General features: G+C 63.5%; 16 protein-coding genes and 2 pseudogenes. 6 read left to right on the top strand and 12 right to left on the bottom strand.

Annotation, left to right across the window (positions count from 1 at the left end):
- The 6 genes and pseudogenes from EYS21_RS03955 to EYS21_RS03930 form a co-directional block, all read left to right on the top strand.
- Positions 1–1,712, top strand: a pseudogene (locus EYS21_RS03955) (pyruvate dehydrogenase (acetyl-transferring), homodimeric type); the annotation flags it as partial.
- A 185-nt stretch (positions 1,713–1,897) separates the two neighbouring features.
- Positions 1,898–3,142 carry a helix-turn-helix domain-containing protein gene (locus tag EYS21_RS03950; RefSeq protein ID WP_131131849.1) on the top strand — a complete coding sequence of 415 codons (1,245 nt, stop codon included), beginning with the start codon at positions 1,898–1,900 and terminating at the stop codon, positions 3,140–3,142.
- Between the two features lie 88 nt (positions 3,143–3,230).
- The gene (locus EYS21_RS03945; protein WP_207307661.1) at positions 3,231–4,160 is read left to right on the top strand and encodes an ACP S-malonyltransferase; all 930 of its coding nucleotides are present in this window, start codon (positions 3,231–3,233) and stop codon (positions 4,158–4,160) included.
- Positions 4,157–5,218, top strand: a complete 1,062-nt coding sequence (locus EYS21_RS03940) for a beta-ketoacyl-ACP synthase III (RefSeq protein ID WP_131131847.1) — start codon at positions 4,157–4,159, stop codon at positions 5,216–5,218. The genes EYS21_RS03945 and EYS21_RS03940 overlap by 4 nt, the downstream gene beginning before the upstream one ends.
- An 81-nt stretch (positions 5,219–5,299) precedes the next feature.
- Positions 5,300–5,545 carry an acyl carrier protein gene (locus EYS21_RS03935; protein ID WP_009359314.1) on the top strand — a complete coding sequence of 82 codons (246 nt, stop codon included), beginning with the start codon at positions 5,300–5,302 and terminating at the stop codon, positions 5,543–5,545.
- Between the two features lie 160 nt (positions 5,546–5,705).
- Complete coding sequence (locus tag EYS21_RS03930) at positions 5,706–6,941, top strand: beta-ketoacyl-[acyl-carrier-protein] synthase II (RefSeq protein WP_131131846.1); 1,236 nt, start codon at positions 5,706–5,708, stop codon at positions 6,939–6,941.
- 107 nt (positions 6,942–7,048) lie between these two features.
- On the opposite strand, the gene EYS21_RS03925 is transcribed toward EYS21_RS03930, so the two are convergent.
- From EYS21_RS03925 to EYS21_RS03870, 12 genes and pseudogenes are all read right to left on the bottom strand, one after another.
- A complete protein-coding gene (locus EYS21_RS03925) occupies positions 7,049–7,552 on the bottom strand; it encodes a DUF3145 domain-containing protein (RefSeq protein WP_131131845.1) in 504 nt (167 codons plus the stop codon).
- Positions 7,553–7,837: 285 nt separating this feature from the next.
- Positions 7,838–8,764, bottom strand: a complete 927-nt coding sequence (locus tag EYS21_RS03920) for a tyrosine recombinase XerC (RefSeq protein ID WP_131131844.1) — start codon at positions 8,762–8,764, stop codon at positions 7,838–7,840.
- 50 nt (positions 8,765–8,814) lie between these two features.
- Positions 8,815–9,999 (bottom strand): DNA-processing protein DprA, encoded by a 1,185-nt coding sequence (gene dprA, locus EYS21_RS03915; protein ID WP_131131843.1) that lies wholly within the window; start codon positions 9,997–9,999, stop codon positions 8,815–8,817.
- A 9-nt stretch (positions 10,000–10,008) separates the two neighbouring features.
- Positions 10,009–10,878 (bottom strand): annotated as a pseudogene (locus EYS21_RS03910) (ATP-binding protein); the annotation flags it as partial.
- Between the two features lie 249 nt (positions 10,879–11,127).
- On the bottom strand, positions 11,128–11,331 hold the full coding sequence (locus EYS21_RS03905; RefSeq protein ID WP_131131842.1) for a hypothetical protein: 204 nt from the start codon (positions 11,329–11,331) through the stop codon (positions 11,128–11,130).
- 1,214 nt (positions 11,332–12,545) lie between these two features.
- Positions 12,546–15,275, bottom strand: coding sequence for a family 78 glycoside hydrolase catalytic domain (locus EYS21_RS03900; RefSeq protein ID WP_165478249.1), 2,730 nt, complete (start codon positions 15,273–15,275; stop codon positions 12,546–12,548).
- A 31-nt stretch (positions 15,276–15,306) separates the two neighbouring features.
- Complete coding sequence (locus tag EYS21_RS03895) at positions 15,307–16,620, bottom strand: MFS transporter (protein WP_131131840.1); 1,314 nt, start codon at positions 16,618–16,620, stop codon at positions 15,307–15,309.
- Between the two features lie 85 nt (positions 16,621–16,705).
- Positions 16,706–17,224: a winged helix DNA-binding protein gene (locus tag EYS21_RS03890; protein WP_131131839.1), complete on the bottom strand. Its 519-nt coding sequence runs from the start codon at positions 17,222–17,224 to the stop codon at positions 16,706–16,708.
- 868 nt (positions 17,225–18,092) lie between these two features.
- Entirely contained in the window at positions 18,093–18,833 is a 741-nt protein-coding gene (locus tag EYS21_RS03885; protein ID WP_207307660.1) for an SDR family oxidoreductase, read from the bottom strand.
- Positions 18,834–19,225: 392 nt separating this feature from the next.
- Positions 19,226–20,389 carry a serine hydrolase domain-containing protein gene (locus tag EYS21_RS03880; RefSeq protein WP_131131837.1) on the bottom strand — a complete coding sequence of 388 codons (1,164 nt, stop codon included), beginning with the start codon at positions 20,387–20,389 and terminating at the stop codon, positions 19,226–19,228.
- Positions 20,390–21,212: 823 nt separating this feature from the next.
- Positions 21,213–22,502 (bottom strand): MFS transporter, encoded by a 1,290-nt coding sequence (locus EYS21_RS03875; RefSeq protein ID WP_131131836.1) that lies wholly within the window; start codon positions 22,500–22,502, stop codon positions 21,213–21,215.
- A 452-nt stretch (positions 22,503–22,954) separates the two neighbouring features.
- Positions 22,955–25,774 carry an alpha-L-rhamnosidase gene (locus EYS21_RS03870; protein WP_131131835.1) on the bottom strand — a complete coding sequence of 940 codons (2,820 nt, stop codon included), beginning with the start codon at positions 25,772–25,774 and terminating at the stop codon, positions 22,955–22,957.
- Positions 25,775–25,856: the final 82 nt, after the last annotated feature.

Genomic DNA, 25,856 nt, shown 5'->3' with positions numbered 1-25,856 from the left:
GCGGGTTCGTCCGCGAACACTTCTTCGGCAAGGACCCCGCCACCAAGGACCTCGTCGCGGACCTCACCGATGACCAGATCTGGAACCTCAAACGCGGCGGCCACGACTACCGCAAGGTCTACGCCGCATACAAGGCCGCCACCGAATTCAAGGGCAAACCCACCGTCATCCTCGCCAAAACCGTCAAGGGCTACGGACTCGGACCCCACTTCGAAGGCCGCAACGCCACCCACCAGATGAAAAAGCTGACCCTGGATGACCTGAAGAAGTTCAGGGATCACCTGCGGATTCCGGTCACCGACGAGCAGCTTGAGAAGGATCCGTACCAGCCGCCGTATTTCCACCCGGGTACGGACGCGCCGGAAATCAAGTACATGATGGAACGCCGCGCCGCTCTCGGCGGGTCTGTTCCGGAGCGCCGCTCGAAGCACCAGGACATTGCTCTTCCGGACGCGAAGACGTATGAAGTGGCCAAGCGCGGTTCGGGCAAGCAGCAGGCGGCCACCACCATGGCCTTCGTGCGTTTGCTCAAGGACCTTATGCGGGATAAGAACTTCGGCAAGCACATCGCCCCGATCATTCCCGATGAGGCCCGGACGTTCGGCATGGACGCGTTCTTCCCCACGGCCAAGATCTACAACCCCAAGGGCCAGAACTACCTGTCCGTGGACCGGGACCTCGTCCTGGCCTACAAGGAATCCGCCCAGGGCCAGCTGATCCACCCCGGCATCAACGAAGCCGGCGCCGTCGCAGCCTTCACCGCCGCCGGCACCGCCTACGCCACCCACGGCGTACCCCTGATCCCGGTCTACGTGTTCTACTCCATGTTCGGCTTCCAGCGCACCGGCGACGCCTTCTGGGCAGCCGCGGACCAAATGACCCGCGGCTTCATCATCGGCGCCACCGCAGGACGGACCACCCTCACCGGCGAAGGACTCCAGCACGCCGACGGCCACTCCCCCATCCTCGCCGCCACCAACCCGGCAGTAGTCACCTACGACCCCGCCTACGGCTACGAAATGGGCCACATCATCCGCGACGGAATCGAACGGATGTACGGACCCGACTCGGCTGACCGGAACCTGATGTACTACATCACCGTCTACAACGAGCCGATCAGCCAGCCCGCCGAACCCGACGAGCTTGATGTTGAAGGCGTCCTCAAGGGCATCTACCTGCTGGCTCCGGCCAAGATCGACGGTCCCCGGACCCAGGTCCTGGCGTCCGGTGTCTCGGTGCCCTGGGCACTGGAAGCCCAGCGCCTCCTCGCGGAGGACTGGGGCGTTTCGGCCGACGTCTGGTCTGTCACGTCCTGGAACGAACTGCGCCGCGACGGCATGGCCGCCGAGGAAGACGCGTTCCTGAACCCGGGCCAGCCCGCACGGGTTCCGTTTGTCACCCAGCAGCTTGCTGGTGCCACCGGACCGATTGTGGCGGTCTCGGATTATATGAAGGCCGTCCCGGACCAGATCCGCCAGTTCCTCCCGAACGAGTTCGCCTCGCTCGGCGCGGACGGCTTCGGCTTCTCCGACACCCGGGCAGCAGCACGCCGCTTCTTCAAGAACGACATCCACTCCATCGTGGTCCGTTCCCTGGAGATGCTGGCGCGCCGCGGCGAAGTGGACGCCCAGGCTCCGGCGAAGGCAATCGAGAAGTACCGCCTGCACAACGTCAATGCCGGTTCCACCGGCAACGCCGGCGGGGATTCCTGATCCACCCCCGCTGACTGCTCATGGCAATTGGTCCGACGACGGCGGCCCTCACCTTTTGGTGGGGGCCGCCGTCGTTGTTCCTGGCTGGCCGTTGCGGCCGGCGGGGAGGACTGTGACCCACAACCTCGCCCGTTGTAGCCTTCGCACAAATGGAGCTTGCGGGGCAGGCACCGTATGCTCAAAGGATGCCAGAGCCAAGTTCCCCGCCCGTGAAGCGCAAGCCGTCCTCGCGCAGCATGACTCCGGAGAAATCCGAAACCCTGAAAAAGCTCCGGGCGAGCGTGGGCCAGCTGTCCACCACAACCCTTCGGCAGCTCGAAAAATCACTGCCATGGTACAGCCGGCTCAGCTCAGACGAACGGTCCGCGCTGGGCATGGTGGCGCAAAACGGCATCGCTGCCTTCGTCACCTGGTACGAACGTCCCAGCTCGCCGTCGTGGATCCTGTCCGATGTCTTTGGCACTGCCCCGACGGAACTGACACGCTCCATCAGCCTCCAGAAAGCGCTCCAGCTCATCAGGATCGTGGTTGAAGTGGTGGAAGACCAGGTTCCTGTCATTGCGCCCGAGGCCGACCAGCCCTCGCTCCGCGAAGCTGTTCTGCGGTATTCGCGCGAGGTTGCCTTCGCTGCCGCCGACGTCTACGCCAGGGCGGCTGAATCCCGCGGCTCGTGGGACACCCGGCTGGAAGCGCTGATCGTGGACGCCATCCTCCGCGGCGAAAACACCGATGCCCTGCGCTCACGCATTGCAGCCCTGGGCTGGAAAGCCCAGGAGCGGTTCACTGTAATGGTGGGCAATTCGCCGTCGGAACCCAGTGCCAGCTACGTCAGCGAACTGCGGCGACTCGCCGGGCGCTATGCCGAGGACGCCTTGGTGGGGATCCAGGGTGACCGGCTGATCCTGATCCTGGGCGGCGTGCACGACCGTGAAACGGCTTACCTCAAACTCAGCGAAATGTTTGCCCCGGGGCCCGTGGTTTACGGGCCCGAGGCGAGTTCGCTCCTGGAGGCCAGCGGATCCGCACAGTCCGCCTTTGCCGGCCTGACGGCAGCCCGGGCATGGCCGTCGGCTCCGCGTCCTGTAGCCGCCGACGATCTGCTTCCCGAGCGGGTAATTTCCGGCGACGACGCGGCCCGGCGGTCACTCGTCAAGAACATCTACCGTCCGCTCGTGGCTGCCTCCAACGGGCTCGTGGAGACGCTGGGAACGTACCTGGAGCTGGGCCATTCGCTGGAGGCGACCGCCCGGGAGCTCTTTGTCCATGCGAACACCGTCAGGTACCGGTTGAAGCGCGTGTGTGACGTCACGGGCTGGGATCCGCTGCTCCCCCGGGAGGCGTTTGTGCTGCAGGCCGCGCTGGTGGTGGGCCGCCTCGCGGCGCCCCCGAAAGCACCGGCCGAGCGTCATCCGGCGCGGAATCAGACCTGAGGCGTTGTAGACTTCCTACAACCTGACCCCGTGAGCTTGGTGCAGAGAAACACCGCTGGATCACACAGTAATTTGGAAAGCTGGATACGTGCTTGCAATAGTCTGCCCTGGACAGGGCTCACAGACCCCGGGTTTTCTGGCCCCCTGGCTGGAACTGCCTTCGGTAGCAGGCCAGCTGGCCTCCCTGAGCGAAATCGCAGGCATCGACCTGACAGCCCATGGGACCACCTCGGACGAGGAAACCATCAAGGACACCGCCGTGGCGCAGCCGCTCATTGTGGCGGCCGGCCTCGTGGCTGCGAAGTCCCTCTTCGACGTCGAACTCAGTTCCCTCCCGGTGATCCTCGCCGGCCACTCGGTCGGTGAAATCACCGCTTCCGCGCTGGCCGGAGTCCTCACCGAGCAGGAAGCCATGGCTTTTGTCCGGGAGCGCGCCAACAGCATGGCCGCCGCCGCGGCCGTCACCCCCACCGGCATGAGCGCCGTGGTGGGCGGCGACCCGGCCGAGGTCCTGGCCGCGATCGAAGCGTCCGGCGCCACCCCGGCCAACGTCAACGGGGCGGGCCAGACCGTGGCCGCAGGGACCTTTGACCAGCTCAAGGCGCTGGCCGAGAACCCGCCGGCCAAGGCCCGCGTTATTCCGCTCAAGGTTGCCGGGGCGTTCCACACCTCGCATATGGCGCCCGCGGTCAGTGCCCTTGAAGTGCTCAAGCCGACGCTGAAGCCGCAGAATCCGCAGGTGCCGCTGCTCTCCAACTTCGACGGCAAGGAAGTTACAGGCGGAACCGCCGGCGTCGAAAGCCTGATCGCCCAGGTCTCCCGTCCTGTCCGCTGGGACCTCTGCATGGATACCATGGTGCAGCGGGGCGTCACAGGCGTCATTGAACTGGCACCCGCCGGCACGCTTGCAGGGCTCGCAAAGCGCGGCATGCCCGGAGTCAAGACGGTTGCCGTCAAGACGCCGGACGACCTCTCGGCCGCACTGGCACTCTTCGCAGAATTGGAGGGCAACGCATGAGCGTTCCCACACTGAAACAGGCCCCGGTCCAGGAGAACACCCGCATCCTGGGCCTCGGCGCCTACCGCCCGGACATCATTGTCACCAATGACGACGTCTGCCAGTGGATTGACTCCTCGGACGAATGGATCCGGCAGCGTACCGGCATTGTGACCCGCCACCGCGCGCCGGCTGACGTCAGCGTCATCGACATGGCAGAAGGGGCTGCACGGGAAGCTCTGGCGAAGGCTGGCATCGAGGCCTCCGAGCTCGGCGCGGTCATCGTCTCCACCGTCACCCACCCCTACGCCACGCCGTCGGCGGCGGCCAGCCTGGCTGACCGGCTGGGCGCAACCCCGGCCCCGGCCTTTGACATCTCGGCTGCCTGCGCCGGCTACTGCTATGGCATCGCCCAGGGTGACGCCCTGGTCCGCTCCGGCGCGGCCAAGTACGTCCTGGTCGTTGGGGCGGAGAAGCTCTCCGACGTCATCGACAACCATGAGCGGACCATCTCCTTCCTGCTGGGCGACGGCGCCGGCGCCGTCATTATCGGCCCCTCGGATACGCCGGGCATCGGCCCGTCGGTATGGGGTTCAGACGGCAGCAAATGGGACGCCATTGGCATGACCCGGTCGATGCTCGACGTCCGGGCCCTAAGCCAGGCGGCACGCCAGTCCGACGAGTCCGGCGATTTCGCGCTGATGGAAGAAGCCCAGGACCTGTGGCCGACCCTGCGCCAGGACGGCCAGACCGTCTTCCGCTGGGCCGTCTGGGAAATGGCGAAGGTGGCACAGCAGGCACTGGAGGCCGCCGGTGTGCAGGCCGAAGACCTGGTGGCGTTCATCCCGCACCAGGCGAACATGCGGATCATCGACGAAATGGTGAAGAAGCTCAAGCTTCCCGAAACCGTCACCGTGGCCCGGGACATTGCCGACGCCGGCAACACCTCGGCCGCCTCCATCCCCCTGGCCACGCACAGGCTGCTCCAGGAGAATCCGGGCCTCAGCGGCGGTCTTGCGCTGCAGATCGGCTTCGGAGCCGGCCTGGTCTTCGGTGCCCAGGTAATCGTCCTTCCTTAGGAACACCCAACACGGACAGCATCCGCTGTCTGAACCATTTCCGGCAGCCCCTGCCGGCAATAACAAGAAAAGGAGCCATCAATGGCTAGCAACGAAGAGATCCTGGCCGGCTTGGCTGAAATCGTCAACGAAGAGACCGGCCTCGCCCCCGAGGCTGTGGAGCTGGACAAGTCCTTCACCGAGGACCTGGACATCGACTCCATCTCCATGATGACCATCGTGGTCAACGCTGAAGAGAAGTTCGGCGTTCGCATCCCGGACGAAGAGGTCAAGAACCTCAAGACCGTCGGCGACGCAGTCAGCTTCATCGCCGGCGCGCAGGCTTAGCCTAAGCTCCAGCCGCTTACGGCTTGGCTGGGCTGCCGGCCCGGATTCCCGGACCGGCAGCCCAGCCGCATTCACCCGGCAGCCACCTGCCTACACCCCACACGCGGGACCCCGCCGGAGAAAACCGGAGCCGGGCTGCCCACCGACAGAGAGTGATCCCATGACACGCAAAGTAGTCATTACCGGTCTGGGTGCCACCACGCCCATCGGCGGCGACGTACCCACTATGTGGAAGAACGCGCTTAAGGGGGTCTCCGGTGCCCGCACCCTGGAAGACGACTGGGTTGCCAAGTACGAACTTCCTGTACATTTTGCTGCGCGCTGCAGCACCCCCGCCCTTGAGGTCCTGAGCCGCGTCGAAGCCAAGCGCATGGACCCTTCCACGCAGTTCGGCGTCATCGCCGCGCGCGAGGCCTGGGCCGACTCCGGCATTACCGAGATCGACCACGACCGCCTTGCAGTTGCCTTCGCAACCGGCATCGGCGGCGTCTGGACCCTGCTGGACGCGTGGGACACGTTGAAGGAAAAGGGGCCGCGCCGTGTTTTGCCGATGACGGTTCCCATGCTGATGCCCAATGGCGTCGCCGCGGCCGTCAGCCTAGACCTTGGCGCCCGTGCCGGCGCCCACACCCCGGTTTCCGCCTGCGCGTCCGGCACCGAGGCCCTCCACCTTGGCCTGGACCTGATCCGCTCCGGTAAGGCCGACGTGGTTATGTGCGGCGGCGCCGAAGCTGCCATCCACCCGATGCCTCTCGCGGCGTTCGCCTCCATGCAGGCACTCTCCCGCCGGAATGACGACCCGCAGGGCGCTTCCCGCCCCTACGACCTGGGCCGCGACGGTTTTGTGATGGGCGAAGGCGCCGGCGCGCTGGTCCTCGAAGCCGAAGAGCACGCCCTGGCCCGAGGCGCCCGGATCTATGGCGAACTCGCCGGCACCTCCGTGACTGCCGACGCCTACCACATCACTGCACCTGACCCCGAGGGCCTGGGCGCCACCCGCGCCCTGAAGGCAGCCATGTTCGACGGCCGCATCCAGGCCGAGGACGTCGTGCACGTCAACGCGCACGCAACGTCGACGCCCGTTGGTGACAAGCCCGAGTACACGGCACTCCGTGCCGCCCTGGGGAACCACCTCGACAGCGTGGCAGTGTCAGCCACCAAGTCGCAGATGGGCCACCTCCTGGGTGCGTCCGGTGCCGTGGAAGCCGTCCTCACGGTGCTCGCCGTCTACGAACGCAAAGCCCCGGTGACCATCAACCTGGAAAACCAGGACCCGGAAATCCCGCTCGACGTCGTCACCTCCGCACGTGACCTCCCGGCCGGCAACATTGTGGCGCTGAGCAACTCCTTCGGCTTCGGCGGCCACAACGCCGTGATCGCTGTACGCAGCGTCTAGCACCACCGTTTGTGAAACAGCAGGGGCCCCGCCGGTTGGCGGGGCCCCTGCTTTGCTATGGAGACAACTGGTACTGCCCGGCCGCGGACAGTGCATGACGGCGGCGGTCAGCCCACCTGATGGAGCCAGCGCACCGGGGCGCCTTCGGCGGCGTGCCGGAAGGGCTCCAGTTCCTCGTCCCACGCCTCACCAAGTGCCAGGGACAGCTCGTGATAGACCGCGGAGGGATCACCTGCGCCGGATTCGTAGGCATACCGGATCCTGTCCTCTGAGACCATGATGTTGCCGTGCACGTCAGTCGTTGCATGGAAGATCCCCAGTTCGGGGGTATGCGACCAGCGGCCGCCGTCGACGCCCTGGCTCGGTTCCTCAGTGACCTCGTAGCGGAGATGGGCCCAGCCGCGCAGCGAAGAGGCCAACGACGCTCCGGTCCCGGGCGTGCCGGTCCAGGAGAGCTCCGCCCGAAACATTCCGGGCGCGGCAGGCTGAGGGGTCCACTCAAGATCCGTCCGCTTGTCCACGACGGATCCGATGGCCCACTCCACGTGCGGGCACAGTGCGGTAGGGGCCGAGTGTACGAACAACACACCGCGGGTCATTGCAACAGACATTCCATCCTCCATAGCTGTAGGTACGTCTTCCCCAACGACCTCTGCCCGGATGAAATGCGCTGTGCCGTGTTCCTGACGGCTGCGGTTATCCCTGCCTGAATATGTAACTGTGTCCGGACTTGCTGGTACGCGCGAAGCAGTGAGCTTCAAGCGAAACTTGAAAGTTGCCGGACTTGACTCTTATTGTGCCGCACGCCGCCTAATTACGCCACTGCAATTCCCCGATCCCGCACCAAAGGTCTCTTGTTGTTCGAAAGTTACAGGCGCCGCCGGCGGACGGCAGGCTCAAGCCCTTGGATGTGCCTGCTGGTAGCTGTTCCGGAGCCTTTCCACGGAGACGTGGGTGTAGATCTGGGTCGTGGCCAGGCTGCTGTGCCCCAGGATCTCCTGGACCGCCCGAAGGTCCGCACCGCCGTCCAGCAGATGCGTAGCGGCCGAATGCCGGAGCGCATGCGGACCCGTGGCCGACGTGTCCCCCAGGGCTTCGAAGAGGTCCTTCACCACGGCGCGTACCTGCCGCTGGTCCACCCGGCTCCCCCGTGATCCCAGGAACAGTGCAGGACCGCTTTGTTCCCGGGCCAGCCGTGGCCGTCCCCTGCGGAGCCAGTCATCGACCGCAACGGCTGCGGGGACGCCGTAGGGTACGGTTCGTTCCTTGTTGCCTTTGCCGATGACGCGGAGTGTGCGGCGGTCCGGATTGAGGTCGTCGATGTCCATTCCGGCCAGTTCACCCACACGAAGGCCGGTGGCATAGAGGAGTTCCACCATGGCCCGGTTGCGTATTGCCAGCGGCGCGCCGTCCGCGGCTGCTTCCTCAAGCGTGGCCAGCAGCCTTGTCAGTTGCTGGGCCTGCAGGACGCCCGGCAGGGACTTGTCCTTTTTCGGGGCCTTCAGCCGAAGCGAGGGATCCGTGCTGAGGAGTTCTTCCCGGAGGGCCCAGGCAGTGAACGAACGTGCTGTCGCCGATCTCCGGGCGAGGGTTGACCGGGAGGCTCCTGCCTCGCTTTGGGCACCCAGCCAGCGCCGCAGGGTGCCGAGTTCAAGGCCGGGCAGGTCAGTGACTCCTTCAGATGAGCAGTATGCCAGCAGGCTCCGCACGTCCGAGAGGTAGGCACGCACCGTGTGCTCCGACCTGGCCCGCTCCCCTGCCAGATATTTGCCGAACGCTGCGGCAGCCCGGTCAAGGGCCGGGGGCAATTCTTGGTTCTCCACATCCCTACTCTCCCAGCATTTGTCCGCAGTCAGGGCCCGGACACAGCGGCCTAGGCTGACGCTTTGGACCTCTTCCACCCGCCCCGTTCCGAAACGGCCAGGCCAAGGAGCCCCAGCCTGCCCAGACCCGCACGCACCGATTCCTGGCTGAGCCCGGCAACGGTACACAGTTTGTCGACAGAACTTGTGGACCTGAGCGGCAGGGCGTCGAGCAGGATCAGGTCCTCAAGGGTCAGGCCGTCGTGCTCCGCTGCGCGTGCCGCCCGGGTTTCGGGAAGGGCTTCTCCGCTCGGTGAAGCCAGCTCAGCGATCTCGCCGGCATCGGTCACGCAGACTGCGCCGCCGTCCCGGAGCAGGCGGTGGCAGCCCGCCGAATTGGCACTGTGCACCGAACCGGGGACCGCTCCGACAGCCCGGCCCAGGGTTTCTGCGTGATGGGCTGTGTTCAGGGCACCTGACCGCCAGCGGGCTTCGACCACCACCGTCACGGCGGACAGCGCCGCGATGAGGCGGTTGCGCTGCAGGAACCTGAACCGGGTCGGCGCCGACCCGGGCGGGACCTCAGCCAGCACGGCTCCCTGATTACAGACCGCCCGGAGCAGGTCCTCGTTCCCCGACGGATAAAACCGGTCCACACCGCCGGCCATGACGGCGATGGTGGGCACTGCGGCGGATCCGCCGGCCAGGGCCGCGCGATGGGCGTGGGCATCTATGCCGTACGCACCGCCGGACACGACCGTAAAGCCTCGCTGGGCCAACGAGTATGCCAGGTCACCGGTGACCGATGCGCCGTAGCTGGTGCTGTCCCTGGACCCCACCAGGGCCACGCACCGGGAAGCGCCCGGGAGTAGCTGCTCCAGGCCGCGCCACCACAGGCAGATCGGCTCCTGGATTCCGAGGTCGGCAAGTTGCGCGGGCCAGAGGTCATCAGAGGGGACAAGCAGCCGGCCACCGAGGCGCGCCATGGTGGCGAGGTCCCGCTCGGGTGCGAGGTCCGGAATCCTCGGGGCCCAGCGTTTGAGCGCGGCCCCGATCCCTGCCCAGCTGGTTCCCGCTCCGTTGTCCGCCAGGAGCGCCGTGATCTCCTGCTCCAGTGCCGGTCCGGCGCTCAGTTGTCCGGTGGCGATCCGCAGCGCGTCGGCTGCTCCTGCAGCTTTGACCAGGGCGAGCCCTGCCGCGTCCTGCGGTTCCATCAGCCGCGACAATGAGGCGCGGGCTATCCGTTCGTTGTCCATGTGTGGTCCTTATGCCGCGGCCGAGGCGGCCTGCCGGAGGCCGAGGGCCTGTCCGATGTCGTTGGGGTCCGGCCTGTCGCGGTGTGCAAGGTCGGCCAGGGTCCAGGCCAGCCGCAATACCCTGTCATAGCCTCTGGCCGTCAGGACGCCCCGTTCCAGGGAGTGGTCAAGGATGCGCGTCGAGGACGCCGGGAGGCGGAGTTCGCCACGCAGGATCCGGCCGGGAACCTGCGAATTGGTTTCAAGGCCTAAGGGGTGCAGCCGTTCGGACTGCCGGCGGCGGGCGGCACGCACACGCTGCGCCACCGCGGCGGTGTCCTCTTCCATCCCGGCCTGGCCGAAGTCCGCCAGGGACACACGCTCGACCTGCAGCTGGATGTCCACGCGGTCCAGGAGCGGCCCGGACATCCTGGCGAGGTAACGGCGACGCATCATGGGAGTGCAGGTGCAGTCCAGGCCCTTTCCGGATGCCTTGCCGCAGGGGCACGGGTTCGCGGCCAGGACCAGCTGGAACCGGGCCGGATACGCTGCCGTGCCGGCCGAGCGGTGGATCACCAGTTCGCCGCTCTCCAGCGGCTGGCGGAGGGCGTCCAGGACCCGGCGTTCGTATTCGGGGGCTTCGTCCAGGAACAGGACACCGCGGTGGGCCCGCGACGCGGCTCCCGGGCGCGGCAGACCTGAGCCGCCTCCGATGATTGCCGCCGCGGTGGCGGAATGATGCGGGTTCTCAAAGGGCGGCCTGCGCAGGAGCTGAACTGCCGTGGAGGGGAGGCCGCAGAGCGAATGGATCGCGGTGACTTCCATGGCCTCATTGTCCGCAAGGTCCGGCAGCAGGCCGGGCAGCCGTTCAGCCAGCATCGTTTTCCCGGCCCCCGGAGGTCTATGTGAGGAGTATGTTTTTGCGCTCATAACGAAGAAGAAGAAATCCCTGCTAAATCAGCACAATCAGCCCCCTCCTACTGCGATCACCACATGCTCACTAATTCTCGAGTTCCGACAGCGCACGCCGGCCAAACTCGCCGTCGAGGGTGAGGGAAAGAGTTGGTGGTGCGTCCGCGTAGGTTCCCGGCACTGTAGGTTCGTTCCTGGTTCGCCGCCGGTCGGACTTCAGTGGTGGCCACCGGAGGCTCACGGGCAGAGCGCTCCGATGCCGTTGCCTGCGGTTTTCCACATACTCAACGACTCCCCTACCGGGCAGCCGGCCGCTGATGCTGCACTGGAGCCATGCTCAGCTACGAAGACATCATCCTGCTCGGCGAGGAACGGGTCCTCGTCATCCAGGAACACCAGGAGTGCCGCTGTTGGTGCGGCCAGACCTGGCAATAACGGCACCGGCGTAGCTGTAGGCTGGTGCTTCCTGGTGCTGGATTGGTTGCTTCAACCAGACCAGACTCGTGCTGGGAAGCGGCCACTTCATGATTGTGGAATCCAGCAACCCTGAGACGACCGCGGGCCGCCCTCGCTCACAAGGCGAACGCAGATGCTGGGCACACACCATCATCGAGAAGCGAGTCTGCTTCCTCAGGAGCCTGTCCAGTGCCGACTTCGCAGCTGAAGAACCTCGGTGTCGCGCTGTTCGGGTCATGATTGGCGCAGCTTCCCCGGCGCCATACTCGCTTCATGGGGTGAGAGAATCTTCGGAAGTGTATATCCAGTTTTTGAGTGGAAATCCCACCTTGGTGGTTTGAGCAGAATCCGGCGCTGCACTGTCGCAAACCTTGGTGCTTGCCCGAATCACAATGAAGCCAGGACCCGGCCCGTCTGGGCACCCGTAGAGCTTCCGTACACCTGTCCGATGAAGCGCACCGTGACGGAACGTGTTCCGGCACGGGGTCCGGCAGTCGCCGTGGGCGCGGCCACGCCGGCAATAGGCAATCGAGCGATATGGTTACGTTCAAATCGAGCCGTCGCGACGATCGTGAGAAACCGCCCTTCTGCCTAGGCTTCTGCGGTGTCCGGTTCGATCCCCGCGCCTTCCATTGAATGATTCATCATCATGTTCAGCGGCACGTTTCGGGCTGAGCCGATCTTGGCATCCGTCATGATGCGTTTGCGGCCGCCGATCCGTAATGGACGGCCATGGCCGCATACCAGTCCCGCTCCTCGCCGGTGGCTGCTTTGTCGGGAATCGTGCGGATGTGACCCCATGGCAAATGTGCCACAAGCTGTGGCACTTTTTCTGTCGGTCCCAAGCCCGGACCATCGCGGTCATGTACTGCATGTTCCGGCATGGCACGCCCTTCATATCGGGAAGGAAATCGCGAGATCGGCGGCTAGCTGCCTGATAACGCCAGACGCCAGGCCTGGCTCGCCTGGCGGGCGATATGTCCTTGCCCAATGCCCAGTAAAGCTCGATAACCAGGGTCCGCTGCGCTTGGATTCGCGCACCTGCGATCCGGAACTTCAGAGGTATCAGCCAGTACCCGATTCACAACGGGAATTGCAGGAACGCAGGGTCAAATGGTGCATCCTAGCCGGTTAGATCGGCCGCTCATGCGGCTGTCCGTTGTTGTCAGAATGCGCGGAAGAGTATGGCAGGGCACTCCTCATTGCTTTATGCCCCCAGCCCCAGCTATCGCGTCGGCTTCACCGGTATACGCACTGCGAGAATCTGTCCTCCCGAGGATTGAGTCGTGTGCATTGCCGACGGGCCAACCGAACTCATGAGTACCAGCCCCGACGTTACGGCTTAGGCCCTCTACCTGAATCACCGCCTCCGTGCCCGGCGGGGCGGTAAGGGAGAGGAATGCGCTGGTATCTGAACGCTCCCATTTCGCCGAGACGTTGCCGTATGGAGTAGAGATGTTCGTGGATGCGTAGGACAAGGGGCCGAAGGTGGGTGCGACGAGGAACTTCCGGTAGCCGGGTTCGAGAGGGCGCACCCCGGCGACATATTCGTGGAGCCACTGGCTGACGCTGCCGAACGCGTAGTGATTGTGCGAATCGGCAGGTCGTCCCTTCTTGTCATGTCCGTCCCAGGTCTCCCATATCGTCGTTGCCCCTTGATCTATCTGTGCAAGCCATGAGGGTGCAGAGGGGTTGAGAAGCACCCGCCACGCGATGTCCTCCCTTCCGTGGTCGCAGAGGACGGGAAGCAGGAGTGCCGTGCTAAGGAAGCCCGTGTCCAGATGGCCGTCGTTGTTCTCTATCAACTCGACGAGCCTGTCGGTGGCGTCGGGGCGGGCCGATTCAGGCAGGAGGTCGAACGCGAGGGCGCGCACATAGTCATCTTGCCGATCGGCACCGATTCGGGAGCCACCTCGGCGTACGAAAGCCGCGTTGTAGGCTTCCTTCGCGTTCACACCCACTTCGGCGAAGTGCTCACCATCCCTCACACGTCCCAGCACTCCAGCTATACGGCTAAGCAGCTGTGCAGAGTGGGCGAAGTAGGCTGTCGCGACCTCGGGCCGGCCGGTAAGGAGATTTCCGCCCATCTGTGATGCTGGGCCCTCGCCCGGCCGGAGCCACTCACCCCAGTTGAAACCGGTGTCAAGAATGTAGTCCTCGAGTGGTCCAACGCGGCGTCCGATACGGCGGGCGACCCCTCGCTTCAGGCCCCGACGCTCGAGGAATCGCACCCAGGATTTAGCACTTTCGTATTGCCGCTCGAGCACTTGGACGTCCCCAAAGTATTGGTAGAGGGTCCACGGAAGCATGACGCTCACATCTCCCCAGCCCACCGATGTTCGCGCCAATTCCTGCATCTTGTCTTTCTTCGGCACGAATGCCGAAGTCTCTGCCGGAATTACCGGAGGGATGGTGCCGTCGTCGAACTGGTCGGCAGCAAGGTTACGAAGGTAACGGCGCAGGTAGGTGTCAGTGTCTCCGAGGACCGCCGCTGTGGGACCAAATATTTGGATGTCCCCGGTCCAGCCCGATCTTTCACGAGTCGGGCAGTCCGTGGGAGTGTCAGCAAAGTTCGATATCATCGACCACCGTGAGTTGCGCCATAGCCGGACAAGACGGGGGTCCGAGCAGTCAAAATGGCCGGTCAGCTGAAGGTCCGTGGACACGACAACACCTTCGGCATCTCCGTCGGCAAGAGGTGAAATGTCACCCTCAATAGCGATGTAGCGGAAACCCCGAACGGCGAAGGTCGGTTCGTATTCAATGGCCCCTCCGGGGAGGATCACCTCGTCACGCTGGAACCATCCGTCCTGCTGCTTTGAGCCCGGAAAGTGCAGGTATTCGGTGTTCAGCTCTCCCTCCGGTGTAAGCACTTCACTGTAGGAGATCATGACCTTCGTTCCGGGAGTCCCGGCCAGGCGGACCCGGGCGTGCCCGTTGAAATTTTGGTCGAAATCAATGAGTTGCACTCCGGCCGGGGTTGTCGTGACGCGGCCAGGGATACGGCCTACCTCCGTGACACGTTCGACCTCCTCCGCGATAAGGCGTCGAGGATTGGGGGGAAGCGGGTCCACGGCACGGGCGCGCTGGGGTTGAGCTCCAGGCCGGGTCCAGTCGACGGTGCTGACACGGAGGTCCGCGCGCTCTCCGAATTTCGGATCGGAAAGCGAGATCGGCCCGTCTCCAACAGTCCAGGCCAGGTCGCTGCCATGCCGCAACCGTCGGCCGTCCTGCAGCTCGACCTCAAGCTGCACAATGGCGGCGAGTTGGTCCCCGAAGCGGGCGGGCTTGGAAAACGCCCCCAGACGTCCCCTGAACCGGCCCTCTGAGACTACGACGCCGACCGCATTGGTACCTGGCTGAAGGGCTTCCGTGATGTCATATGCCTGGTATTCCACGTAGTCATCAAATGGCGTGAATCGAGGGACCAGAGCCCTTTCGGTGATGTTCTCACCATTCAGCCACAACTTGTACCAGCCCAGAGCGCTGACATAAGCGCGCGCCTTTGCCACACCGGACGGCAACTCCACGTCGGAGCGGAAGTAGAGTGTGCCCGACGAATCCGGCTTGCTGTCGGTGATCCACTGTCCAACCCAATCGTCTTTATGGAGCAGACCTGTCTCGAACCACGCCGGGGGGCTCCAGGATGATTCGGTTCCGTCGGCCCTGGTCCTTACCCGCCACCAGTATCGCGTCGCGGAGTTAAGCTCCGGACCTGCATAGATGTGTCCAAATGGAACGGGATCCTGAAGCCAGCCCGGCTGCCAAATGACGCTCTCGGACGTGAAATCCCCGTCCAGTGAGACCTCAAGTTCAAACCACTCCTGCGCATCCCCGAGCACCTTCCAGGCGAACTCCGGGCACGGGGAGTCGATGCCTAGGGGACAAACACGTTTGTTCAAGGTCAATGACGACACGGCGATGGGCATGGGTCTCCTTAGCATGAGGATGGGGCTTCGTTTAGCCAGCCGCTGGACCAGCAGCGACTGATGACTGTCCTGAGGCGGGAGCATCGGCCAGCCGGTCGGTTTGCGCCTCTGCCTTGAACTCGCTGTGGCGGTCTCGTGTGCGGAACACCACCCATGCCCAGGTAACGCCGACCAGGGAGAGGGCCGTCAGTATGCCGTACATAATGCTGGGCCCGGCTTGCAGCAGGAGCGGCGTGATGGATGCAACAGCAGCGGCCGCGAAGCGGGCCACAGAGATGATCACGCCCTGGGCCGTGGTCCGCAGCAGGGTCGGGAAGGACCGCTGAGTCCAAACCTTCATGATTCCCTCAAAAGCGAAGGCGCTGCCCACTGCCGCGAACACGGCCTGTACAAGGTACGTGGCAATACTCACGCCAAAAATTGCGAAGACCAAGGGCGTTGCTACTTGGCAGGCGGCTCCAATGGTGAAGTACCGGAAGCGCGAGGGCTTATCCGCAATCTTCATGAACCACAGGAACCCGGCAATTGAAAGGGGAAGCAGGGGCAGCCCGAGGGTGGCGGCTGTCTCCAGCGGTATACCGCCATAGTTCACCAGTACGTAGTTTCCGTACTGGCCGGTGGTGTTGGCGACAAGGTTAGTCAGCGTGTAGAAGACAACCAGAGCGGCCAAGGGAGCAATGTATGGAGCTTTGAAAAGCTCCTTCACGGCTGCTCGATCCGCGCGAACGGTGTCAACGCCGGCATCGCGTTCCTTTTTCGCGGCTTGCCACACAGAGGACTCGGGAATCGTCAACCGGGCGAGCATGGTCAGCAGCGCGATTACTCCAATGATTCCGAACAGGATCTGCACTCCCGGGATTCCCCGAGCGGCCAGCTGCGACCCGAGCAGCGAGCTGATGACAATGCCCGCGATCCAAAGCAGGTTCGAGAAGCCGAGCATCCGGCCACGGTTCTGTTCCGTCGCTGCTTCGGAAATCGTGGAGAGTGAGACTGGCAAATCCGCACCGGTTCCCAGACCCAGCAACAACGCCGCGGCAAAGAGTACGGCAAAACTTGGGGCGAGGATCAACCCCAAAAGAGCGACGACAATCACGATCATCGTCAAGGTGAATATGGGACGGCGTCCATACCGGTCACCCAGGCGGCCTCCCACCAAGGCCCCGACGGCGATGCCAAAAGTAAGCGACCCTGACGCGAGCCCGAGCTGGAGCGAGTCAAGCCCGAGGCTGCGTTGGAATACGACGATGGCTATCCCAAAGCTGATAATGGCCGCGGCGTCAATGTAGGACGCCATTCCTGATACAACTGCAACCCACCAGGGTCGTACAAGTTTCCGCTGCAACATCCTTCTCCTTTGAAGCCAGCGCAGTGAATCGTTTCACGGCATAGAAGGAGTATAGGAAAGATACTGTCCTCACGCCAGTATTTTTTTAGAGGTTTCTCCCCTTCGGGCCAAGAGAGACCCCGGAGGCCGTTGAAAGAGGTGCACCCGGCAATGCATCCAAGGAGCGAACGAGCTTCAACATGAGACTCTCCAGCAGCTTGAACTCCTCCGAGGTCCAGCCGACAGTGGCAGGAGCGCTTACCCGGTCGATGGCGTCGCTGATTCGCTGGGCGACGGCCCGGCCCTCCGCGGTCAAGACGATGACAACGGCACGGTCGTCCCGTGGATCCGGCATTCTTCGAACGATCCGCGCTTCTTCCAGGCGCCGTACAATCTTGCTGATGTTCGAGGTTCCGGTCTGGATGGCGTCGGCAACGTCAGAAGGTCGAACCGCCCCCCGATAAATAAGCTGATTGACAAGCAGGAACGCCGGCAGGTCACCGGGCAGGGGAAACCCGCTCTCGTGCATCAACCGCTCGCGCGAACTGGTTGCGGTTGACCAGGTTACGAGGGCGTGCATGGCAACGCGTAATCCGGCGTTGTCCGGCCCCAGGATCGGGCTCATCGCCGCAGGCGACGGGACGGTGTCCGTATGCAATGTGCGAGCCAATTGGGGTCCTCCCCTAAGACGATATAAACCTACTTTGCGACTCCGCAAGGGGAGTTCCCACCCATACTACGATCTGGACTCGGGACCAGCCTTGTCTGGTCCCCAGAACTGATCTCTCTGTCACGTCCTCCATCCGCGGCATCCCTTCGCTGGATGCACGGGGGATGTATTGAAGCTCGACGTCGATGGGTAGTAATCGCCGCCCGCCCGACAGACCGAGGGGTTCCTCTTCACCAGGCAAATAGGCTGCACCGCCGAGTTCCCGCTCCCGTCCCAAATCAGTACCAGACCATGCACGACCCAGCGGAGCATGCCGATATGGCCTTAGCCGACTTACTGGTAAGCGTGCATATTCGATTTCGAACTAATCGCGCTTTCTGAGGCGCGAGATCGTCCGACTGGCCGCACCTCAACCTGACGTCGGGCAAGTGGCCAAGGGCCGTCAGAATAGGGTCCGAATCGTCTTTCATTGACAGTTGCTCAAGGAACTCTTAGTACGCAATCTGCCACCCTGACTCGCCCCTGACGGCAGGGCGACATGTGGTCCGTTATCGGCTCTAATACAAAGGGAGCAGAAGTAGCCGCGAGAACTCGCGTCCCCAAGACTAAATCGGCATTTCAGCATGTCAGTGCGCCTTTGTAGCGACGACTGCATTCGGACGCCAGAACATGAATTTGCTCTGGATCGGTTGCCGCTGTAGGTTTCCTGCGTCTAATGCATGATTCCTTGGTTTAGTGGTAACGCCCAGTATCGTACCGGCGCGGACGCGGGTGTGTTGCTGTAGTTCGGGCGAATTACGCCCGCATTGGTTGGTCAGTCGGTTCAGTGGCGTGTGTGTGCCATGCCGGCGCTCTCGCCACCGTCGGCAATGAATTCCGAACCGGTGGAGAAGGACGCCTCGTCGCTCGCCAGGAAGACGACGAGCTTCGCGATCTCGCTCATCTCTCCCATCCTGTGAAGGGCGACATGATCTTGAGGGAATTCCATACCTTCAAGCAGGGGCGTGCGTATGAGTCCAGGGTGCACAGTGTTGACGCGCACGTTGTAGGGGCCGAGGTCGAGGGCAGCACTCTTGGTAAGCCCGCGAAGGCCGAACTTGGATGCGTTGTACCCGGTGATCCCCCCATATCCCTGCAGGCCCGCGTCGGAGGAGATGTTGATGATCGAACCACGTCCGGATGCCTTGAGCGCCGCCGCGGCGGCCCGGATCCCATAGAAGGAACCGGTCAGGTTGATATCGATGACCAGGTTCCAGTCTTCCGGCGAGTGTTCATCGATCGGTGCGCTCCGCACCACACCTGCATTGTTGACGAGAATATCGAGCCGGCCGAACGTGTCTTGAGTGAGCGCGACCGCCGCTGTCCACTCGTTATAGTCGCGAACGTCAAGGTGCACGAAACGTGCATCCTTCCCGATTTCGGCTGCAAGCTGGCGGCCATCTTCGTCGAGGATGTCGCCGATCACTACAGAGGCTCCTTCGGCGGCTAGTTGTCGGACGAACTCAGCGCCGAGACCTCGCGCGGCGCCGCTGATGAGTGCGACCTTGTCAGTAAGACGGTTCATGATTTGAAACTCGTTTCGTAAGTGGGGCGGACTGGAGGACAGGAGATCCTGAAAGGAGTTCGTTTTCGGGGGTGCTTCTTAGCGCTTCAGGAGTGGCGGGGCCCATACATTTCCGGACGTCGCCGTAGCTTGACGGAATCTTCATTACCGGCGGCGCGGGCGTGCTGGTTCTAGTGCCCCTCAGTTGAAGAGCTGGCCGCCTGAATCTTGTAGGTACCGCCAGCCCGAACCCATTGCCGGGAACGGGAGCTCCAGTAATCCACATCGGTGAGCCGGATCCGCGTCATCCGTGCTGGGGTGGTAGATACACCGAGAGCTGCTTATGGGACAGGACAGTTGTGGCTCTGCTATCCCAACCCAACCTGCGTAACGATCCCACGGGGAACGTTGCGCTATTCGAGTGCGTCGCGAAGAGCAGTGACGACGCTGATGCCACGCCCCATGTCGACGAGCCGATTTGTCACGTACGCGAACCCGATGCGGGAGTCTGGGTCGGCGAATGCCACCTGTCCACCGGCGCCGTCGTGCCCGAACGAGGCCGGGGTCAGGTAAGGATCCCATCCCGAGGAGATCATCACTCCCGCCCCCCAGGACTGGTACGGCGGCGGACCGCTATCGAAAAATGGGGTTCCCACGCTGCGAGGCCGAGCAAGGGCTCGAGCTGTCGCCGTGTTCCACAGCCGCACTCCGCAGGTCTCCACCACGGTCGCCGACCAGATGCGAGCGAGTCCTGTGGCGCTCGAGATCCCTCCTGCTCCGCCGATCTCTGAGGCGTGCAGTTCAGGCTCGTTGAATCCCAGCCCTGGTCCGAGCAGGTTCGGAGGGATCGCGCCGCCGAGGGTGATCGCCCTCGTCAGCCATTCCAGGTCGGGATTCCCGTCGGCGTCCGGCGAAGGCGGGGCGGGCTGGCCTTCGATTATGTGAGCCACCCGGGGCTCGTGCTCGGCGGGAAGACCGATCCACGCATCGGCCTTTAGCGGACGCGCTATTTCAGAAGCGAAGTAGTCACCAAGTGAACGACCGGCGATACGAGAGACGATCTGTTGGCTGATCGCTCCAACCGTCACTGCGTGATACTGGTGGGCGCTTCCCGGAGTCCAGAACGGCTCCTGCTCCGCGATGATGCGAGCGAATGAATTGCCGTCCAGCAACTGGTCGAGCGGCACGTCGACTCTGGGCGCTGGAACCCCCGCGCGATGGGCGAGTGCATCGCCGACCGAGACTTCGCCCTTGCCGTGCGCGGCGAACTCGGGCCAGATGTCCGCGAGCGGCATGTCGAGCGAGCTCAGGGCTCCCGACTGCAGTAGATGGCCAATGGCGATCGCCGCCAGCCCCTTCGTGCAGGAGAAGACGACCGCCAGCGTATCCGGTTGCCAGGGCGCCCCGGTGCGCGCATCGGCGGTGCCGCCTCGTGCCTCGATCACTGGTTGCCCGTCCAGCCACACCGACAACGCGGCACCGCTGCGATCTGTTTCGTCGAGCGTATTGGCGAACGCGTCGATGACCGGTGAAAATCGGCTCTCCGCGAGTAGGTCCACTGTTGTCCCGTGCGTCATCTGCACTTCCCTTTCACTTTCAATGGCGGTTCATGTGGAGACGGCGTGCAGGGCGAGGGTGACATCCTCGAGTCCCTCGCCTGCCACCGCCAGGGGTTGTCGGCCCTTAGCCGGTAGGTCGAACGATCGCGAGAGCCCGGCCTTCGAACGTGTTTGGCGGGCCCGTTCGATATCCTTCGGCTGTGGTGGGGCGCACTGCCGAAACCCTGCAGGACTCCGGCTCTGCTCACAGTTGTGGTCAGCTCGCTGTCATCGCAGGTGATCAGCGTTCCTGCGGCGTCGCGCAGCTCGAGGGTCCCCAAGGCGAGGTCTATGTGATCGGCGACGAGTCGGATGCGGTCGGGCCAAGCGTGCAGTTGTGCCGGGCCTGTCGCCGATCACAGTGACGGCATCGTGCAGCAGAGTGACGGCTACAGCGGGCGACCTGCCACGGCCGAGAGCCGCGAAGATACTCACCCACGAACGCACGCCCCATCCATCGTTGAATGAGACCTGGACCATAGCGCTCCTCTGCGTCATCGTGAGCCTGTTGCGCGTCCGGACTTCCGCGTAGAGACGCTCGCGCGACATCGGCACTTGCTCACTTGATTCATTACATGCAACGAATCAAGTGTAAACGGAATTTCGTTCTAATAGATGAAATTATTTCTTTTGATGTCGCGTTCTGCGTCGAGCTCATCAACCAGGAACTCGAGGCCCGAGCGCACCGCCTAATAGATCACCACCGAACACATCGGCATTCAAAGACCCCCACGCGTCTTACACGCTTACTGATTGCACTACAGCGGTGCAGCGAACACGGAGATGCCATGCCCGAGACGGACTATTCCTCGGCACGGTGGCGTATCCGGTTCTTTGCGGGCTTCGGGTGAACTTTCCTGCGAGCAGGCCCGCTGTAGATCTCCCAGATACCGGCCGTTACTAAGGCAAGGAACATGCCGCCAGCAGCCCAGTAAGGCAAAACGGCCAAGGAAGTTTCCTCCAAGGCGAGGCCGCCGAAGAATGCCCCTCCGCCGATGCCGACATTGAATGCGGTGGTCTGAAGGGCCGCGGCCAGATTACGCCTGCGCGGAGAAGCCGACCACATCATCCGGGTTTGAAGCATGACCGGTATGCCTCCGAAAACGGCCCCCATCAGGATGATGAGAATCCACACGCCAGCCTTTGAACCGGTGGCCGCGGCCACCGGAACTGCGCAAAGCATGGCAACCATGACTGCCATCCCACCGAGGAACAACCTCCGCGGGAACCGGCCGTAGAGGCCACCCACCAAGGCGACTCCGACCGCGCTTGCGATTCCTCCGGCCAGGAGAACAACCGGGATGGCACCGGGGGCGAAATCAGCGACGTCCAGCAACCACACCACCTGAAAGGTTCCGAATCCGTTTTGCGCCGCAACGACAAGCAGGATGAGCAGGCAAACCATGAGGACGGCGGGCAATGTGCTGTCCTGCCCGTCACGGACCTTTGCTTTCCTGGCCGGGGCGGGCAATTGCCCGGCTACTGCCGGCAGGAGGCGGATCATCAACACAAGAACGATCAGCACGAGAGCGGCGAGCACGGCGAAGGACACGCGCCATCCGAAGGCCTGTCCCAAGGCGTTTCCGAGAGGGATCCCGACTACACCGGAGACAGAACCCCCGGCCGCCGTGACCGCTGTGGCCTTTCCCAACTGTGAGGGGCGAACGAGATGCGCCGGATAGGCCGCCACAACGGACCAGAACGCACCGTGCGCTACTGCACCCAGCACACGCGCGACAAGCAGCACCTCAAACGTCGGCGAAACTACAGTCATAAGATTGGCCACGCCTATGATGGCAAACGAGCCCAGGACCATTCCCTTGCGCGGAATCCGGCGGGTGAGAATGGCCAGAGGTGCGGCCGACACAATGACCGTCAACGCGAAGACAGTGATGAGGTTCCCGACTTCGGATACCGAGCGGTCAAAATCCGCGGATAGCTGTGGGATGAGTCCGGCCGGCAGGAACTCCGTCGCCATCGAAATGAAGATGGCAGCAGAAAGGACCACAAGCCCGACGAGCGGGAAGTTGTCCTTGCTGCGGTGGGCCTGAAGTTGTCCTGCGTCCTGGCCGTGTTTCAGTTTTGGCGCCATGCCGGTTCCTCACAACAGATTGATGTTTCTGCCGCGAAGTGGTGCGGATCAGAAGCCCAACGAGGGCTATCGGGATTTCGAAATTTTGTGCCAATGATTCATGCGCGACGGATTCGGATGGCGATGTACTCCCGCCCTGGCAGATCGACCACCACCCGCCCTTGCACGGCATCCGGCAATGTATCAGTTGTCATGTTCCAGGTGTCAATGACGGCCACATGCCAGGCAGATCCGACCGGTACAACGAGTGAACGGAACCGGGGCGGCCCAACCCGAGGTAGATGACCCTGTGATCGTCGTCGCCTCTCATCCGGGAGGATGCCTCCCTTGGCCCACCAGATCACGTCATCCTCATCGAGGTACGTCTCGGCCGTGGTTGACGTAGCCGCCTCGGACGGCGCCCTCCCAGCAACGGCGGACCAGAGAGGAGTTCCCGGCTTTTGTGAGGGCCGTCATGAACGCGGCTCAGCGAGGATTTCGGCCACGCGCGCCCGCAGCGGGATCCGTGCTTCGACCCACGGTTCGGGCGCTAGCACGGTTCCCAACGTGTTGGCCGGCTCATTGAGGTACCTGCTGATTTTGTCTGCCGCCTGTGCTTCCCCCTCGGGTGTGATGCCGGTTTCGACGGCGGCAGCCACCACCGCCGACCACGCGTGAGGCATGTAATCAAGCACGTCGCGGATGGTTTCGGCCGCCAGGCCCTCCGAGCCTGCCGTGGGATCGGAAACGTCCCATGCGTGTTCGCCGTGGGCAACCGTTTCCGGCTCGGGGAAACCAGGGACATGAACCTGGGCTGTCGCGCCCACCGGCACCTTCACGTCCAGCTTCAACCGTCCGTCCGAACGCTCCCACGCCACGACAGCCTCCCCATACGGGGTCAGGTGAACGGCGGACGCCGACGTAAGAGCCGCCGTCGGATACGGACGAATGGCCAGTTCGCGGTAGCCGGCTGCGGCAGGCGCCAGGCCGGCCAGGCTGCGGTGCATCCAGTCCGCGACCGCGCCCAAGGCATAGTGGTTGAAGGATGTCATGCCGCCAGGGTTGACGCTGCCATCCGGCCGCATGCTGTCCCACCGTTCCCAGATCGTGGTCGCCCCCATGGTGACCGGGTACAACCATGAAGGGCAGCCTGTCTGCAAAAGGAGCCGGTAGGCAGTCTCCACATGTCCCGTAGACGTAAGGGCGTCGCATACGAGAGGAGTGCCGACGAATCCGGTGCTGATCCGGAATCCGCTCATGCGCACCAGATCGGCCAGGCGGCGGCCGGCTTCCGCCCGCTGTTCCTCAGTCGGAAGCAACGCCCATTCCAACGACATAGCATAAGCCGTCTGGCTGTCGGAAAGGATTCTGCCGGCAGGGGTCACGAAAGTCCGGGCGAAGGCGGCCCGGACTTCGTCGGCCAGTTTGGCGTACCGTGCCGCTTCTTGGCCTCGTCCAAGCACGCCCGCTGCTTTGCTGAGCACCTCTGCGGAGCGCGCGAAGTGGGCCGTTGCGACGACGTCGGGATCTGTTTGGGCGCGAGCGGGATCCTCGGGTGGTGCGCTGGGATCCAGCCAGTCGCCGTACTGGAAACCGCCCGCCCACAGGTGGTCGGGGCCTGCCAGCCTGGCGATCTTGTCCACCCATGCGCACATGCTCGCAAACTGCCGCTCAAGAACCTGCTGGTCGCCTGTCCGCTGGTAGAGCGTCCAAGGAACGAGCACTGCTGCGTCACCCCACGCTGCGGTGGGGGCATTCGTGTAGTCCGAATGGATGACGTCGGGAACGACGTGGGGTACTGATCCGTCCGGCAGCTGCTCGGCGGCGAGGTCAGCTAGCCAGGAGTTGAGGAAACCGGTGGTGTCGAAGAGGAACGAGGCCGTGGGAGCGAAGATCTGGATATCCCCTGTCCAGCCAAGGCGCTCGTCCCGCTGCGGGCAATCGGTCGGTACGTCCACAAAGTTGCCCCGTATGCTCCACACAACGTTTTCGTGGAGCCTGTTGAGCAGTTCGTTCGAAGAGGAGAACCACCCGGTGCGTCGCAGGTCCGATCCAATAACAACGGCTTCGATGTCTGTGGCCTTGAGACCGGGTACACCCGCAACCTCCGCGTAGCGGAAGCCATGAAGGGTAAGTGAAGGCTCGAGTGTTTCGTCAGCCATGCCGGCAACGATGTAGGAGTCCGTTGCCTTGGCCGAGCGCAGTGGTTCGGTGCAGAGCTCGCTGTTCTCCAGGACCTCCGCATGGCGGACGACAACTTCACTTCCTGCCGGCAGGTCGCGTACCCGCAATCTGATCCAGCCGACAAGGTTCTGGCCAAAGTCCACAAGCGTCTGTCCTGAGGGTGAGGTGAACACGGACTGCGCCGGGATGACTTCGGTCGGGCGCACAGTAGGCCCTTCGGGAGCTACGAGCCGCGAAAGGTCAGCATTGATCACTTCGACCGTTCCTGCTGCCGGGGTCTCGCCGGGGGTGGCGATCCTGAGATCGGTCCGCTGTCCGTCGTACAAGTCGTCGGCCAGGATGTTGCTCTCCCGTGCCGTCCAGGAGCCGTCTGACAGCAGGACATGAGTACCGCCGTCGACCGTTGTGACTTCGAGTTGGGCGAGCACTGCAAGCCGGTCCCCGTAGAGGGCGCGCTTGTTTTCAAAGCCGAGCCGCCCGCGGTACCAGCCGTTACCAAGCAGCATGTCCAAGTTATTGGTGCCCTGGCGCATCAAGGCTGTCACATCGTAGGTGTGGTAGCGAAGGCGGTTGTCGTAGGAGGTCCACCCGGGAGCCAGGACGCTGTCGTCGATGGGCTGGCCGTTCAACGTGCCGGCGTAGATTCCGTGTGCAGTTGCGTAGAGGCGGGCTTTACTGATTTCGGCCGGCACTTCGAATGACCCGGTCAGGATGGGCGCGGGCATGTCCTGTCCTCCGATGCCAACGGGGCTGATGAAATCGGCTGTCCAGTCCCTGGCGTCGAGGAGTCCGGCTTCCACGACAGACGGCTCGCTCCATTCGCTCCAGTCCTGGCCGTGCGCGACCCGGACACGCACACGCGCCTGTTCACGCGAGACCAGGGCTGGCGCCGGCCATGGAACCAGGACCTGATCGTGGCTTTCGATCGTGTAGACCTCTGCCGCACCATCACGGCTTACTTCAATCTCGTAGGTTGTCTGTGAGTAGCCGGCGTCGGCGTTTGGCACTGACCATGAGAGCCGGGGCGCCCCCGATCCAAGTCCGAGTACAGGACCCGAGTCAGTGCGGTGCTCAAAGCGGGGGGCGTCGGGAGCGGCAGCCATTGCCATAGAAGTCTCCATTGTGGGTTGTTTTCGAATGCAGTCCCTTGATGTCAAAGGTTCCACGGTGGTTGCCGGAATTTGGAAGCTG

The sequence above is a fragment of the Arthrobacter sp. S39 genome (genome assembly GCF_004320525.1).
Lineage (GTDB): Bacteria > Actinomycetota > Actinomycetes > Actinomycetales > Micrococcaceae > Arthrobacter.
The sequence above is the reverse complement of the archived record's forward strand: the minus strand, read 5'-3'. Positions and strand labels throughout refer to the sequence as shown.

Coding starts and splice junctions, on each gene's coding strand:
- EYS21_RS03950 (WP_131131849.1), top strand. CDS start 1,898: ATGCCAGAGCCAAGTTCCCCGCCCGTGAAGCGCAAGCCGTCCTCGCGC.
- EYS21_RS03940 (WP_131131847.1), top strand. CDS start 4,157: ATGAGCGTTCCCACACTGAAACAGGCCCCGGTCCAGGAGAACACCCGC.
- EYS21_RS03935 (WP_009359314.1), top strand. CDS start 5,300: ATGGCTAGCAACGAAGAGATCCTGGCCGGCTTGGCTGAAATCGTCAAC.
- EYS21_RS03930 (WP_131131846.1), top strand. CDS start 5,706: ATGACACGCAAAGTAGTCATTACCGGTCTGGGTGCCACCACGCCCATC.
- EYS21_RS03925 (WP_131131845.1), bottom strand. CDS start 7,552: ATGTCTGTTGCAATGACCCGCGGTGTGTTGTTCGTACACTCGGCCCCT.
- dprA (WP_131131843.1), bottom strand. CDS start 9,999: ATGGACAACGAACGGATAGCCCGCGCCTCATTGTCGCGGCTGATGGAA.
- EYS21_RS03900 (WP_165478249.1), bottom strand. CDS start 15,275: ATGCCCATCGCCGTGTCGTCATTGACCTTGAACAAACGTGTTTGTCCC.
- EYS21_RS03895 (WP_131131840.1), bottom strand. CDS start 16,620: ATGTTGCAGCGGAAACTTGTACGACCCTGGTGGGTTGCAGTTGTATCA.
- EYS21_RS03890 (WP_131131839.1), bottom strand. CDS start 17,224: ATGAGCCCGATCCTGGGGCCGGACAACGCCGGATTACGCGTTGCCATG.
- EYS21_RS03885 (WP_207307660.1), bottom strand. CDS start 18,833: ATGAACCGTCTTACTGACAAGGTCGCACTCATCAGCGGCGCCGCGCGA.
- EYS21_RS03880 (WP_131131837.1), bottom strand. CDS start 20,389: ATGACGCACGGGACAACAGTGGACCTACTCGCGGAGAGCCGATTTTCA.
- EYS21_RS03875 (WP_131131836.1), bottom strand. CDS start 22,502: ATGGCGCCAAAACTGAAACACGGCCAGGACGCAGGACAACTTCAGGCC.
- EYS21_RS03870 (WP_131131835.1), bottom strand. CDS start 25,774: ATGGCAATGGCTGCCGCTCCCGACGCCCCCCGCTTTGAGCACCGCACT.